General features: G+C 68.1%; 11 protein-coding genes. 5 read left to right on the forward strand and 6 right to left on the reverse strand.

What is annotated here, in order from left to right; all coding sequences use genetic code 11:
- Nucleotides 1-222: 222 nt before the first annotated feature.
- A complete protein-coding gene (locus M8R19_RS05255) occupies nt 223-447 on the reverse strand; it encodes a VF530 family protein (protein WP_249917233.1) in 225 nt (74 codons plus the stop codon).
- 233 nt (nt 448-680) lie between these two features.
- Between M8R19_RS05255 and M8R19_RS05260 the strand changes: the two genes are divergently transcribed.
- The gene (locus tag M8R19_RS05260) at nt 681-1,871 is read left to right on the forward strand and encodes a sugar transporter (RefSeq protein WP_249917234.1); all 1,191 of its coding nucleotides are present in this window, start codon (nt 681-683) and stop codon (nt 1,869-1,871) included.
- Nucleotides 1,872-1,922: 51 nt separating this feature from the next.
- On the opposite strand, the gene putP is transcribed toward M8R19_RS05260, so the two are convergent.
- Nucleotides 1,923-3,440, reverse strand: a complete 1,518-nt coding sequence (gene putP, locus M8R19_RS05265) for a sodium/proline symporter PutP (protein ID WP_249917235.1) — start codon at nt 3,438-3,440, stop codon at nt 1,923-1,925.
- Between the two features lie 621 nt (nt 3,441-4,061).
- Between putP and M8R19_RS05270 the strand changes: the two genes are divergently transcribed.
- On the forward strand, nt 4,062-6,107 hold the full coding sequence (locus M8R19_RS05270) for a TonB-dependent receptor (protein ID WP_249917236.1): 2,046 nt from the start codon (nt 4,062-4,064) through the stop codon (nt 6,105-6,107).
- 352 nt (nt 6,108-6,459) lie between these two features.
- On the opposite strand, the gene M8R19_RS05275 is transcribed toward M8R19_RS05270, so the two are convergent.
- From M8R19_RS05275 to M8R19_RS05290, 4 genes are all read right to left on the reverse strand, one after another.
- On the reverse strand, nt 6,460-7,236 hold the full coding sequence (locus M8R19_RS05275; protein ID WP_074976868.1) for an ABC transporter permease: 777 nt from the start codon (nt 7,234-7,236) through the stop codon (nt 6,460-6,462).
- Nucleotides 7,233-8,165, reverse strand: coding sequence for an ABC transporter ATP-binding protein (locus tag M8R19_RS05280; protein ID WP_116423682.1), 933 nt, complete (start codon nt 8,163-8,165; stop codon nt 7,233-7,235). Before M8R19_RS05280 ends, M8R19_RS05275 begins: the two co-directional genes overlap by 4 nt.
- Nucleotides 8,166-8,258: 93 nt before the next feature.
- A complete protein-coding gene (locus M8R19_RS05285; RefSeq protein WP_249917237.1) occupies nt 8,259-8,879 on the reverse strand; it encodes a glutathione S-transferase in 621 nt (206 codons plus the stop codon).
- Between the two features lie 115 nt (nt 8,880-8,994).
- Nucleotides 8,995-9,666, reverse strand: a complete 672-nt coding sequence (locus M8R19_RS05290) for a transglutaminase-like domain-containing protein (RefSeq protein ID WP_249917238.1) — start codon at nt 9,664-9,666, stop codon at nt 8,995-8,997.
- 146 nt (nt 9,667-9,812) lie between these two features.
- Between M8R19_RS05290 and M8R19_RS05295 the strand changes: the two genes are divergently transcribed.
- The 3 genes from M8R19_RS05295 (at nt 9,813) to M8R19_RS05305 (ending at nt 13,300) form a co-directional block, all read left to right on the forward strand.
- Nucleotides 9,813-12,251: an acyl-CoA dehydrogenase gene (locus M8R19_RS05295; RefSeq protein ID WP_249917239.1), complete on the forward strand. Its 2,439-nt coding sequence runs from the start codon at nt 9,813-9,815 to the stop codon at nt 12,249-12,251.
- Between the two features lie 143 nt (nt 12,252-12,394).
- Nucleotides 12,395-12,811 (forward strand): PA2816 family glutamine-rich protein, encoded by a 417-nt coding sequence (locus M8R19_RS05300; RefSeq protein WP_116423678.1) that lies wholly within the window; start codon nt 12,395-12,397, stop codon nt 12,809-12,811.
- 78 nt (nt 12,812-12,889) lie between these two features.
- Complete coding sequence (locus tag M8R19_RS05305) at nt 12,890-13,300, forward strand: PA2817 family protein (protein WP_074976880.1); 411 nt, start codon at nt 12,890-12,892, stop codon at nt 13,298-13,300.
- Nucleotides 13,301-13,898 lie beyond the last annotated feature (598 nt).

Consider the following 13,898-nt stretch of genomic DNA (forward strand, 5'->3'; position numbering starts at 1 on the left):
GCTTGCTCGCGAACAGACGTGGTGCCATGCGGTTCGCGAGCAAGCTCGCTCCTACGGGAAGCCATGCGCACCGGTATTGTCCGCGATAACCGGACGCCCCGGCGCGATTCGCGGATGAGATCCGCTCCTACGCCACGCCATTCCCCTGTAGGAGCGCGCCCTGCGCGCGAAATCGCGGGCAGGGCCCGCTCCTACAGGTCGCCGGGGGGCCGGACTATCCGCTCAACCTTTCCCACGCACCGTCTGCACGTAGAGCTTCTCCACCTGCTCCCGCGCCCAGGGCGTGCGGCGCAGGAAGGTCAGGCTGGACTTGATGCTGGGCTCGCTCTTGAAGCAGCGGATGTCGATGCGCTTGGCCAGTCCTTCCCAGCCGTACTGCTCCAGCAGGCGTTCGAGGATGGTCTGCAGGGTCATGCCGTGCAGCGGGTCCTTGGGTCTTTCGCTCATGTGTCGGGCTTCGTCGATGCGGGAAATGCGCGCACCTTAGCAGCAAGCCGCCAGGCGCGCAGCCCAGGCGCAGACAGGCGCCCGGAGCGCGGCGTAGAATGGCCGCCGCGACCGCCGCAGCCCCCATACCAACAACGATTCCTCTTCGCCCGCCCGCACCCGGCCCTTTGCCGCCGGTGCCCCGCGCGTGGCCGGGGGACTCGGCCTGAGCCCCACCCTCACTCAGGATTCCCATGCACACCGCGCAAGACACCCGCACCGGCAGCTGGCTGAACGTCATCGCCCTGGCCATCGCCGCCTTCATCTTCAACACCACCGAATTCGTCCCGGTGGGCCTGCTCAGCGACATCGGCCGCAGCTTCGACATGCGCCCCGAGCAGGCCGGGCTGATGCTCACCCTGTACGCCTGGGTGGTGTCGCTCACTTCGCTGCCGCTGATGCTGGCCACGCGCAACATGGAGCGGCGGCGCCTGCTGGTGGCGATCTTCTGCCTGTTCATCGGCAGCCACCTGCTCTCCGGCGTCGCCTGGAGCTTCACCACGCTGATGCTCAGCCGCTTCGGCATCGCCTTCGCCCACGCGGTGTTCTGGTCGATCACCGCGTCCCTGGCGGTGCGCGTGGCGCCGCCGGGCCAGCAGGCCAAGGCCCTCGGCCTGCTGGCCACCGGGACCATCCTGGCGATGGTCCTGGGCATTCCCCTGGGCCGCGTGCTCGGCGAGGCCATGGGCTGGCGCGCGACCTTCCTGGCCATCGCCGGCGTCTCGCTGGTGGTGGTGCTCTGGCTGGCCCGCGCGTTGCCGCTGCTGCCCAGCCAGAACTCCGGCTCGCTGCGCAGCCTGCCGCTGCTGCTGCGGCGCCCGGCGCTGGTGGCGCTGTACGTGCTCACCGTGCTGGTGATCACCGCGCAGTTCACCGCCTACAGCTACATCGAGCCCTTCGCCCGCGAGGTGGCCGCCCTGGACAGCCAGCGCACCACCCTGCTGCTCCTGCTGTTCGGCGGCGCCGGGCTGTTCGGCTCGATCCTCTTCAGCCGCTACAGCGAGCGCTTCCCGCGCGGCTTCCCGTGCCTGACCATCGCCGTGCTCGGCAGCTGCCTGCTGCTGCTCCTGCCGCTGGCTCACGAGCCCCTGGCGCTGCTGGGCCTGAGTCTGTTCTGGGGCGCCGCCATCCTCTGCTTCGGCCTGGCCCTGCAGGCCAAGGTGCTGCAACTGGCCCACGACGCCACCGACGTGGCCATGGCCATGTTCTCCGGGCTGTACAACGTCGGCATCGGCGGCGGCGCGCTGCTGGGCAGCCAGGTGGTCGGCGGCATCGGCCTGGCGCAGATCGGCAACGTCGGCGGCGCCGTGGCCATGGCCGGCCTGGCGCTGTGCCTGTTCGCCTGCTGGCGTTACGCCGAGGCGCTGCGCGGCGGGCACCCATGAAAAAGGCCGCGGCCCCTTGCGGGACTGCGGCCTTGGGTACTGCTCAGCGAATCAGCGACCGGCGGCAGGAGCCGAGGCCGGCAGATGGGCCTCGCCGTACTCCGCCTCGGCTTCGTCGAAGCGCTGCTGCATGGCCTTGGACGGGGCCGGGCCGAGCAGGCTGAAGGCCACGATGGCGATGCTGGAGAACAGGAAGCCGGGGATGATCTCGTACAGGCCGAGCCAACCGAACTGCTTCCAGACGATCACGGTCACCGCGCCGACCAGCATGCCGGCCAGGGCGCCGTTGCGGTTCATGCGCTTCCACAGCACCGAGAACAGCACCAGCGGGCCGAAGGCGGCGCCGAAGCCGGCCCAGGCGTAGGACACCAGGCCCAGCACGCGGTTTTCCGGGTTGGCCGCCAGGGCGATGGCGATCAGCGCCACCAGCAGCACCATGGCACGGCCGACCCAGACCAGCTCGAGCTGGCTGGCGTTCTTGCGCAGGAAGGCCTTGTAGAAGTCTTCGGTCAGCGCCGAGGAGCACACCAGCAGCTGGCAGCTCAGAGTGCTCATCACCGCGGCGAGGATGGCCGACAGCAGCACGCCGGCGATCCACGGGTTGAACAGGATCTTCGCCAGCTCGATGAACACCCGCTCATGGTTCTCGGTGACCGCGCCGGCCTGCTCCGGGTTGGCCTGGAAGTAGGCGATGCCGAAGAAGCCCACGGCCACGGCGCCGCCCAGGCAGAGGATCATCCAGGTCATGGAGATGCGGCGGGCGGCCGGGATCGACTTGACCGAGTCGGCGGCCATGAAGCGCGCCAGGATGTGCGGCTGGCCGAAGTAGCCCAGGCCCCAGGCCATCAGCGAGATCACGCCGATGAAGGAAGCGCCCTTGAGCATGTCGAAGTTGGCCGCGTCCTTCAGCTCGATGGCAGCGAAGGTCGGCTCCACGCCACCGGTGGCGAACAGCACGATGATCGGGGTGAGGATCAGCGCGAAGATCATCAGCGAGGCCTGCACGGTGTCGGTCCAGCTCACCGCCAGGAAGCCGCCGACGAAGGTGTAGGCGATGGTCGCGGCGGCGCCGGCCCACAGCGCGGTCTCGTAGGACATGCCGAAGGTGCTTTCGAACAGGCGGGCGCCGGCGACGATGCCCGAGGCGCAGTAGATGGTGAAGAACACCAGGATCACCACCGCCGAGAGCACGCGCAGGATGCGGCTGTTGTCCTCGAAGCGGTTGGTGAAGTAGTCGGGGAGCGTCAGCGCGTTGCCGTTGTGCTCGGTGTGCACGCGCAGGCGCCCGGCGACGAACAGCCAGTTCAGGTAGGCGCCGACGATCAGGCCGATGGCGATCCAGCTTTCGGAGATACCGGAGAGGTAGATCGCCCCCGGCAGGCCCATCAGCAACCAGCCGCTCATGTCCGAGGCGCCGGCCGACAGGGCCGTGACGAAGCTGCCGAGGCTGCGGCCGCCGAGGATGTAGTCGGAGAAGTTGTTGGTGGAACGGTAGGCGGCGAATCCGATCAGGACCATAGCCGCGATGTAGATCACGAACGTGACCAGTGTTGGCGTGTTGACGCTCATGGGGGCTCCCCTGAAGCTTGTTTTTATCCAGGCCCGGTGGGTAATCCGGGCCCTTGCTCGTCGGGGCCGGCGCGGTTGGCGTCGGTCCCCCTGCCGTGCCCTTCGGCACGACGGGGCGGCAGCGGCCCTGCGCAAGCTCCGCTACCCCCCCTGTCGCCACCCGTCGCGGTTGCACCACGCGGGCGGCTGATTCTTCGGCGCCCCCTCACCGTCCCGGGGCAGCCGTCGCCACATTGCCCGGCGCACGTCCGGGGACGCGCGCGGGCGGCGGATTCTAGCGCAAGGAAAAGCCCTTGTAGCACCGAATCGCCGAACGGTTGCACTCAGGTGCAACCCGAACGGGCGAATGGCGGAATCTAGTGGCACCCTGCCCCGGCATTCTTGCGAAAAGCTCTGGACTTGTTGCGAAAAACTCCAGGACGCCCGTCCTTCGCAGCCAGCGGCTAGCACTTTCGGATCTGAAAGCACTTGATTTTCAAACCACAGGGAATGTTATGTTATAACAACACAAATCAAGGCCGCCCCACCGAGCGGCCCGCCAAGCCCCTGCCTAGAGCCTTCGCGCAGCCCGGATCACCACGGGAGGGGCGCGTTCTGCCCGAAAAAACCAAGGAGTCCCCAATGTCCACGTCCCGCCCCCTGCCCCGCTGGCCACTCGCGCCGCTGACCCTCGCGTTGTTCGCCGTTCCCGCGCTCGCCGACACCCGCCCCGCCGAGTTGCAGCCCCAGGTGATCACCGCCAACCCGCTGGGTGAGGTGCAACCCGCCGCGCCCAGCAGCGTGCTGCAGGGCGACGACCTGACGCTGCGCCAGAAAGGCAGCCTGGGCGAGACCCTCGACGGCCTGCCGGGGGTGTCCTCCACCTGGTTCGGCCCCGGCGCCAGCCGGCCGATCATCCGCGGCATGGACGGCGACCGCATCCGCCTGCTGCGCAACGGCGTGGGCGCGCTGGACGCCTCGTCGCTGTCCTACGACCACGCGGTGCCGGAAGACCCCAACGTGGTCGAGCGCATCGAGGTGGTCCGCGGCCCGGCCGCCCTGCTCTACGGCGGCAACGCCATCGGCGGGGTGGTCAACAGCTTCGACAACCGCATTCCCAGCGAGCCGGTGGACGGCGTGCACGGCCGCGGCGAACTGCGCTACGGCGGCGCCGACACCACCCGTAGCGCGGCCGGTGCGCTGGAAGCCGGCGACGGCAACTTCGCCCTGCACCTGGACGCCGGCTCCCGCGAGTTCAACGACCTGCGCATCCCCGGCTACGCCCATTCCCGCGCCCAGCGCGCGATCGACGGCGACGATTCGAAGCACCGCGTCGAGAACAGCGACGGCCGCCAGGACAGCGGCGCCATCGGTGGCAGCTACCACTGGGACCACGGCTACGCCGGCCTCTCCTACAGCGGCTACGACGGCAACTACGGCTCCCCCGCCGAGGACGACGTGCGCCTGAAGATGCAGCAGGACCGCTACGCCTTCGCCTCGGAGATCCGCGACCTGGAAGGCCCGTTCAGCTCGGTGAAGCTGGACGCCGCCTACACCGAGTACCAGCACAAGGAGATCGAGGACGGCGAGACCGGCACCACCTTCAAGAACGACGGCTACGAGGCGCGCATCGAGGCCCGCCACAAGCCGCTGGGCCCGCTGCAGGGCGTGGTCGGCGCGCAGGTGGCCAACAGCCGCTTCTCGGCCCTGGGCGAAGAGGCCTTCGTGCCGCACACCGAAACCGACAGCGCGGCGCTGTTCTTCCTGGAGAACTGGCAGGCCAGCGAGCGCCTGGCGCTGAGCTTCGGCGGCCGCGTCGAACACAGCCGCATCGACCCCGACGCCAAGGACAACGAGCGCTTCGCCGAGAACGACGGCAGCCGCAGCTTCACCGCCGGCAGCCTGTCCTCCGGCGCGGTGTACCAGCTGACGCCGATCTGGGCGCTGGCCGCCACCCTCAGCTACACCGAGCGCGCGCCGACCTTCTACGAGCTGTACGCCAACGGCCCCCACGCGGCCACCGGCACCTACGAAGTGGGCGACGCCGATGCGGACAAGGAAAAGGCGGTCTCCACCGACCTGGCCCTGCGCTTCGACAACGGCATCCACAAGGGCAGCGTCGGCGTGTTCTACAGCCGCTTCTCCAACTACATCGGCCTGCTCGCCAGCGGCCGCTACCGCGACGAGGAAGGCGAGGTGGTCGCCGCCGACAGCGACGAGGCTCTGCCGGAATACCTGTACAGCGGCGTGCGCGCGGAGTTCTACGGCGTCGAGGCGCAGGACCGCATCCACCTGCTGGAAAGCCCCTACGGCAACTTCGACCTGGAACTGTCCGGCGACTACACCCGGGCGAAGAACCGCGACACCGGCCAGCCGCTGCCGCGCATCGCCCCGCTGCGCCTGAACAGCGCGCTGATCTGGGAACTGCAGCAATGGCAGGCACGCCTGGAAGTGGAACACGCCGCCTCGCAGCACCGCGTGCCCGACGAGGAACTCTCCACCGACGGCTACACCACCCTGGGCGCCAGCGTCGGCTACAGGTTCGACATGGGCGGCAGCCAGTGGCTGGCCTTCGTCAAGGGCGAGAACCTGACCAACCAGACGGTGCGCTACGCCAGCTCCATCCTGCGCGACAGCGTGCCGGCGGCCGGGCGCGGCATCGAGGCGGGGGTGAAGGTGGCGTTCTGATGGGGTGCGGTAGGGGTGCTCTGCGTAGGATGGGTTGAGCGAAGCGATACCCATCGCCGGCCCTGCCGGCGCAATCGCGGATGAATCCGCTCCTACAAGGGAATGCCGTGCCCCACCGCGAACTGTAGGAGCGGGCCCTGCCCGCGATGGGGCTGCTCGGCGCGCACAGATGGTTCGGCGTCATCCTGAACCATTGGTTCGCGAGCAAGCTCGCTCCTACGAAAAGCCGCACAGCTTGCCCGCGAACCAACTGCTCTGTGTAGGAGCGAGCTTGCTCGCGAACCGCCACAAAAACAGAAGGCCCCGGTTCCTCGCGAAACCGGGGCCTTCGTTCAAACGCAAAACCGCGCCGTTACTGGCGCATCCCCCGCCCGCTCACCAGCAGGCGGATGCAGAAGAAGTACAGGATCACCGTCGCCACCAGCATGAAGATCAGCGCCGTGCCGATCTGGATGTCCGACACCCCGAGGATGCCGTAGCGGAAGGCGTTGACCATGTGCAGGATGGGGTTGGCCAGCGACACCGTCTGCCAGAACTCCGGCAGCATGTGGATGGAGTAGAACACCCCGCCCAGGTAGGTCAGCGGCGTCAGCACGAAGGTCGGGATGATCGAGATGTCGTCGAAGTTGCGCGCGTACACCGCGTTGACGAAGCCGCCCATGGAGAAGATGGTGGCCGTCAGCACCACCACCAGCACGGTGATGCCCAGGTGGTGCACCTGCAGCTTGGTGAAGAACAGCGACAGCGCCGTGACGATGACGCCCACCGCCAGCCCGCGCAACACGCCGCCCACGGTGTAGCCGAGGAGGATGGTGTGCGGCGACACCGGCGACACCAGCAGTTCCTCGATGGAGCGCTGGAACTTGCTGCCGAAGAAGCTCGACACCACGTTGCCGTAGGCGTTGGTGATCACCGACATCATGATCAGCCCCGGCACTATGTACTGCATGTAGCTGAAGCCGCCCATGCCGCCGATCTGCCGGCCGATCAGGTTGCCGAAGATGACGAAGTACAGAACCATGGTGATCGCCGGGGGCAGCAGGGTCTGCGGCCAGATGCGGGTGAAGCGGCGGACTTCACGGTAGACGATGGTGCTCAGGGCCACCCAGTTGGCGCGCAGCTCGCTCATACCGCCACCTTCGACAGGTTCTTCTCGACCAGCGACACGAACAGCTCCTCCAGACGGTTGGTCTTGTTGCGCAGGCTCAGCACCTCGATGCCCTGCCCGTTGAGCGCGGCGAACAGGCCGTTGATGCCGGCCGCCTTGTCCACCTGCACCTCCAGGGTGTGGTCGTCCAGCAGCCGCGCCGGGTAGCCGGGCAGTTGCGGGAGCTGGGCCACGGCGCCCTTGAGGTCGAGCACGAAGGTCTCCACGTGCAGCTGGGTCAGCAGCTTGCGCATGCTGGTGTTCTCGACGATGGTGCCGTGGTCGATGATCGCGATGTTGCGGCAGAGCTGCTCGGCCTCCTCCAGGTAGTGGGTGGTGAGGATGATGCTGATGCCCTGCTGGTTCAGTTCGGTGAGGAAGTTCCACATCGAGCGGCGCAGCTCGATGTCCACCCCGGCGGTGGGCTCGTCGAGGATCAGCAGGCGCGGCTCGTGGATCAGCGCGCGGGCGATCATCAGCCGGCGCTTCATGCCGCCGGAAAGCTCGCGCGAGGCCGAGTTGCGCTTGTCCCACAGGCCCAACTGATTGAGGTACTTCTCGGCGCGCTCCTTGGCGATCTTCGCCGGGATGCCGTAGTAGCCGGCCTGGGTCACGACGATGTCGAAGACCTTCTCGAACTGGTTGAAGTTGAACTCCTGGGGCACCACGCCCAGGCAGCGCTTGACCTTCAGCGGCTCGCGGTCGAGGTCGTGGCCGAACACCGTGACCGTGCCGCTGGTCTTGTTCACCAGGGTCGAGAGGATGCCGATGGTGGTGGACTTGCCGGCGCCGTTGGGGCCGAGCAGAGCGAAGAAATCGCCCTCGGCGACGTCCAGATCGATGCCCTTGAGGGCCTGGAAACCGTTGCCGTAGGTTTTCGTCAGTTGACGGAGGGTAAGCGCGGAACTCATGGAATTTCCCGTGGCTGGGCGGCGCGTGAAAATGGAACAGCTAGATAAGGGCCCGCGCCGGCAAATGCAACCTTCGCCGGCGCCGCGGGCGGTTCAGGTCAGCGCGGTCATCACCGCGCTGCGGTAGGCCGGACGCTCGCGCAGGCGGGTGTACCAGGCTTCCAGGTGCGGCATCGGCGGGCGCTGGATGGGCATCTCGAACCAGGCATAGATGAAGCTGCCCAGGGGGATGTCGCCCATGCCGAAGCGCTCGCCGGACAAGTATGGCTGGCGCGCCAGGGCCTGCTCGGGCACCGCCAGGGCCGTCACGCAGGCCTCGATGCCGGCGTCGATGGCGGCCTGGTCACGCTGCTCCGGCGGGGTGCGCAGGGTACCCCAGAACACCGTGCGGAAGGGCCCGGCGAAGGTCGAGGTGGTCCAGTCCATCCACTTCTCGGCGCTGGCGCGCCGCTGCAAGTCCTGCGGATAGAGGCTGTCGGGCGCGTACTTCGCCGCCAGGTAGCGGACGATGGCGTTGGATTCCCAGAGCACGAAGTCGCCATCCTCGAGGGTCGGCACCACGCCGTTGGGGTTGAGCGCGCGGTAGGCCGGCTCGTTCACCACGCCGAAGGCGCCGCCGGCGTCGATGCGCTGGTAGGCCACCGCGGCCTCCTCGGCGCACCACAGCGCCTTGCGCACGTTGGAGGAATTCTTGCGGCCCCAGATTTTCAGCATGGCGTGCAGCCTCTTCTTGTTTGGCGGGTGAACGCGGCCGCGGCAGGTCGGCCGGTGAATGCGAGCACCCTACCGGTCGGCGCGGCAAGAAGAAAGGCATGCGGACTGATGATGACTATCGATTGCCTTCATGCTTCGGCGCTTCGGCCTGCATGTCGCCGGACAGCGGCGTGGGGCCGGCGTCGAACAGGTGCGGGTAGCAGGCCCGCAGGTGGCCGAAGAACAGGTCCTCGGGGACGTCGGCGAACTGGCCGTGGTCGCACAGGTACTCCATGTGCCGCCGGCCGCCCTGGTCGAATTCGTGGAAGACGCTGTCCTCGCGCCCGTCGAATTCCAGCGGCAGCACGCCGAAGGCCTCGCACAGCTCGCGGTTGAAGGCCGGCGTGGCCTTGACCCAGCGGCCGTCGAGGAACAGCTCGGTGTAGCCGTGCATGGCGAACACCTCGCTGCGCAGCATCTCCACCATGCGCCCGCTGGCCAGGTGGTTCTTCACGTCGGCCAGGCCGATGCGCGCGGGGATGCCGCAATGCCGGGCGCAGGCCGCCAGCAGCGCGGCCTTGGGCACGCAGTAGGACTGCCCGGCCTGCAGCGCGTGGCTGGCCTTGAGCGTCTGCGCATCGAGGCTGAACACGTAGGGGTTGTAGCGGATGCCGTCGCGCACCGCGTAGTACAGCGCCACCGCCTGCTCGCGCGGCTGCGGCGAGGCGCCACGGTGCCGTTGGGCGAACTCGATCACCGCGGAGTGGTCACTATCCAGGTAGCGGCCGGGTTCGAGGTAAGCCTGCATGGGGGAATCTCCTTCACGGTTCCGGCCAGTCTAAACAGCCCGTCCGCGCACCGTGGAGGACGATCCGGCCAAGCTCGCCGAGGAAGGCGCCAACACCCGGCTAAGCTGTGAGGGATCGCCCCGTCGTTCGTCATGGAGGAAAATGCATGTCGCTGCTCTGGTTGATCGTTCTCGTGCTCGGCGTCGCCTGGCTGGCCCACCGGCGCGTGGCGCCGGCTCCGGCGCTGGGGATAGTCGCCGTCTATCTCATCTTCATGGGCCTGTTCAGCCGCGCCCACGGCTGGATGATCCTGCTCTGGCTGCCCTGGCTGGCGGTGGCCGCCGCCCTGGCCCTGCCCGACCTGCGCCGCAAGCTGTTCAGCGGCCCGTTGTACGCCTGGTTCAAGCAGGTGCTGCCGCCGATGTCCGACACCGAGCGCGAGGCCATCGAGGCCGGCACCGTGTGGTGGGACGGCGACCTGTTCAGCGGCCGCCCGGACTGGAGCAAGCTGCTGGGCGCCCCGGCGCCTCAGCTCACCGAGGAGGAGCAGGCCTTCATCGACGGCCCCACCGAACAGCTCTGCGCCATGGTCAACGACTGGGACATTTCCCGGCGCATGGACCTGCCGGAGGAAGCCTGGGCCTTTATCAAGGAACAGGGCTTCTTCGGCCTGATCATCCCCAGGGAATACGGCGGCAAGGGCTTCTCCGCCTTCGCCCACTCCCAGGTGGTGATGAAGCTGGCCAGCCGCAGCGGCGACCTGGCCTCCACCGTGATGGTGCCCAACTCCCTGGGCCCGGCCGAGCTGCTGCTGCACTACGGCACCGACGAGCAGCGCCAGCGCTACCTGCCGGGCCTGGCGCGCGGCGAGGAAATCCCCTGCTTCGGCCTGACCAGCCCGCAGGCCGGCTCCGACGCCGGCGGCATGACCGACATCGGCATCGTCTGCAAGGGCCAGTGGCAGGGCGAGGAAGTGCTCGGCCTGCGCCTGACCTGGGAGAAGCGCTACATCACCCTGGGCCCGGTGGCCACCCTGCTCGGCCTGGCCTTCAAGTGCCACGACCCGGACCACCTGCTGGGCGGCGAGGAAGACCTGGGCATCACCCTGGCCCTGGTGCCCACCGACACTCCCGGGGTGGAGATCGGCCGGCGCCACGTGCCGCTGGGCGCGGCCTTCATGAACGGGCCGAACTCGGGCAAGGACGTGTTCCTGCCGCTGGACTGCATCATCGGCGGCCAGGCCATGATCGGCAAAGGCTGGATGATGCTGATGAACTGCCTGTCGGTGGGCCGTTCCATCTCCCTGCCGGCGGTGGGCACCAGCGCGGCCAAGGGCTGCAGCTACAGCAGCGGGCGCTATGCGCAGATCCGCGAGCAGTTCAACGTGCCCATCGGCGCCTTCGAAGGCATCCAGGAAGCCCTCGGGCGCATCGGCGGCAACGCCTGGATGATGGACTGCGCGCGCATCCTCACCGCCCACGCGGTGGACCTGGGCGAGAAGCCCTCGGTCCTGTCGGCCATCCTCAAGTACCACCTGACCGAGCGCGGCCGCGAATGCATCAGCCACGCCATGGACATCCACGGCGGCAAGGGCATCATCCTCGGCCCGCGCAACTACCTGGGCCGCGCCTGGCAGACGGCGCCGATCTTCATCACCGTGGAAGGCGCCAACATCCTCTCGCGCAACCTGATGATCTTCGGCCAGGGCGCCATCCGCTGCCATCCCTTCGTGCTCAGGGAGATGGCCCTGGCCCAGCAGGAAGACCAGGCCCACGCCGCCCACGAGTTCGACCGCCTGCTGCTGCGGCACATCGGCTTCGCGGTGAGCAACGCCGCCAGCAGCCTGCTGCTGGGCCTGGGCTTCGGCCGCTTCGACCACGTGCCCGGCGACCGCCTGACGCGCCCCTACTTCCGCGCGGTGAACCGCCTGGCAGCCAGCTTCGCCATGCTCGCCGACTTCAGCATGATGCTGCTGGGCGGCGAGCTGAAGCGCAAGGAACGCCTCTCGGCGCGCCTGGGCGATGCCCTCAGCCACCTCTACCTGGCCTCGGCGGCGCTCAAGCGCTACCACGACCTGAACCATGCCGAGCACCTGCAACCGCTGCTGCGCTGGGCCCTGGAGGAGAACCTGGCGAAGACCGAGGAGGCCCTGGCCGCCCTGCTGGAGAACTTCCCCAACCGCTGCGTCGGCTGCCTGCTCAAGCTCCTGGTGTTCCCCCTGGGCCGCCGCCACAAGGGCCCGAGCGACGCGCTGGACGCGGAGATCGCCGGCATCCTCGGCCGCCCGCTGGACGACCCGGCGCTGCAGGCGATCCTCTACGGCGCCTTCCTGCCCACGGCGCAAGACGACCCGCTGGCCGACCTGGAACGCGCCCTCACCGCCCTGCGCGAGGTGGCGCCCCTGCAGAAACAGCTGCACAAGGCAATCAAGGAAGGCAAGGTGCGCCCGGCGCCCGGCCAGTCGCCGATCGACGCCGCGGTGGCCGCGCGGGTGCTGGACGAGGAGCAGGGCCAGCAGCTGCACGCCGCGGAGAAGGCCCGGCGCCAGGTGATCGACGTCGACGACTTCGCCAAGGAGGAACTCGGCCAGCCCGGCAAGGTCTGACCACCCAGAACCCTTCCCTACCCCATGAAGGGAGCAGTACGCCAAGGGCGCCGACACGGCGCCCTTGGCGTTTTCGCCCCGGGGGCTGCCAGTGCCGGCGGATGGGTGCACACTGGCAGGCAAAGGCAACCGGGAGAACGCCCATGCGCATCCTGCCCATCCTCCTCGTCGGCCTGGCCCTGGCAACCACGGCGCAGGCCGACTCCTGGCTCTACCCGAGCCGCAACAGCCCGCCACCGGCGCCGCTGGTCGACCTGGACCCGCAACAGCAGCAGATCGACAGCCTGCAGCGCCAGGCCGAACAACGCCGCGCGCAGCAGCAGGACCAGCGCCTGCAATACGAGGACCAGCGCCTGCAGCTCAAGCAGCAACAGCTCAAGGACCAGCAGCAGTCCCTGGAGCGCCAGCGCCAGCAACAGCGCCTGCAGGACCAGACCATCGAGCGCCAGCGCACCGACCTGCAGCAGTTCCGCCTGCAGCAGCAACAGCAGCAGCTCGACATGCAGCGGCGGATGATCGACAACCAGCGCCGGCAGACACAGTCGCGGCCGCTCCGTTGAACGGCGCCGCGCGGCGGGGCCGGTGAAACCCCTATATACTCCGCCCCCGTTTCAGCCGTTTCCGCAGAGGACCCCACCATGGCCAGCGCCTACCTTGACCACCACCTCGCCCTGCTGCAGCACCTGCGCATGATCCTCGGCGCCCTGGGCGAAGCCGAGCAGGTCCCGGAGGAGAACCACGGCCTGTTCCTCGAACGCTTCGACGAACTGCTGCAGGAACTGCCGCGCGACCCGGTGGGCGCCCAGTACCTGGGCCAGGACCTGATTTCCCAGACCTTCCACCGCTACCCGCAGATCGCCCACCTGGTGCCGCGCGACCTGCTGTGGTTCTTCGGCGGCGACTGCCTGCACTTCATGCCCGACGAAGAGATCGACCTGTACCAGCAACTGGACGAACGCCGCTTCGCCGCCGAGGAAAACGGCGAGCCCTTCGACTGGAACAAGGAAAAGGCTTTGCTGGCGCTGCCGGGAGATGCGCCGAAGCATTAAGAGCACCCTCACCCCAACCCTCTCCCGCAAGCGGGAGAGGGGGCTGTCCTGAGCGGCGTTGAACTCAAGCGTCGTCCTCGCACCTCGTCATTCCCGCGGACAGCGCTTGCGCTGGCCCTAGCGACTGTCTTACAGGCCGCGCCGAGGTGCTCTTCGTAGGAGCGAGCTTGCTCGCGAATGAGCCCCCGCAGCGGAGTCTGTTCGCGAGCAAGCTCGCTCCTACAGGGGCAGCCGTGGTTTCAGGATCATGCGGCGTTTTCAGTCGGCTCAGAACAGCGCTTGCGCTGGCCCGAGCGACTGTCTTACAGGCCGCGCCGAGGTGCTCTTCGTAGGAGCGAGCTTGCTCGCGAATGAGCCCCCGCAGCGGAGTCTGTTCGCGAGCAAGCTCGCTCCTACAGGGGCAACCGTGGTTTCAGGATCATGCGGCGTTGAACTCAAGCGTCGTCCTCACACCTCGTCATTCCCGCGGACAGCGCTTGCGCTGGTCCGAGCAACTGTCTTACAGGCCGCGCCGAGGTGCTCTTCGTAGGAGCGAGCTTGCTCGCGAATGAGCCCCGCAGCGGAGTCTGTTCGCGAGCAAGCTCGCTCCTACAGGGGC

The sequence above is a fragment of the Pseudomonas sp. R3.Fl genome (genome assembly GCF_023516765.1).
GTDB classification, from domain to species: Bacteria; Pseudomonadota; Gammaproteobacteria; order Pseudomonadales; family Pseudomonadaceae; genus Pseudomonas; species Pseudomonas citronellolis.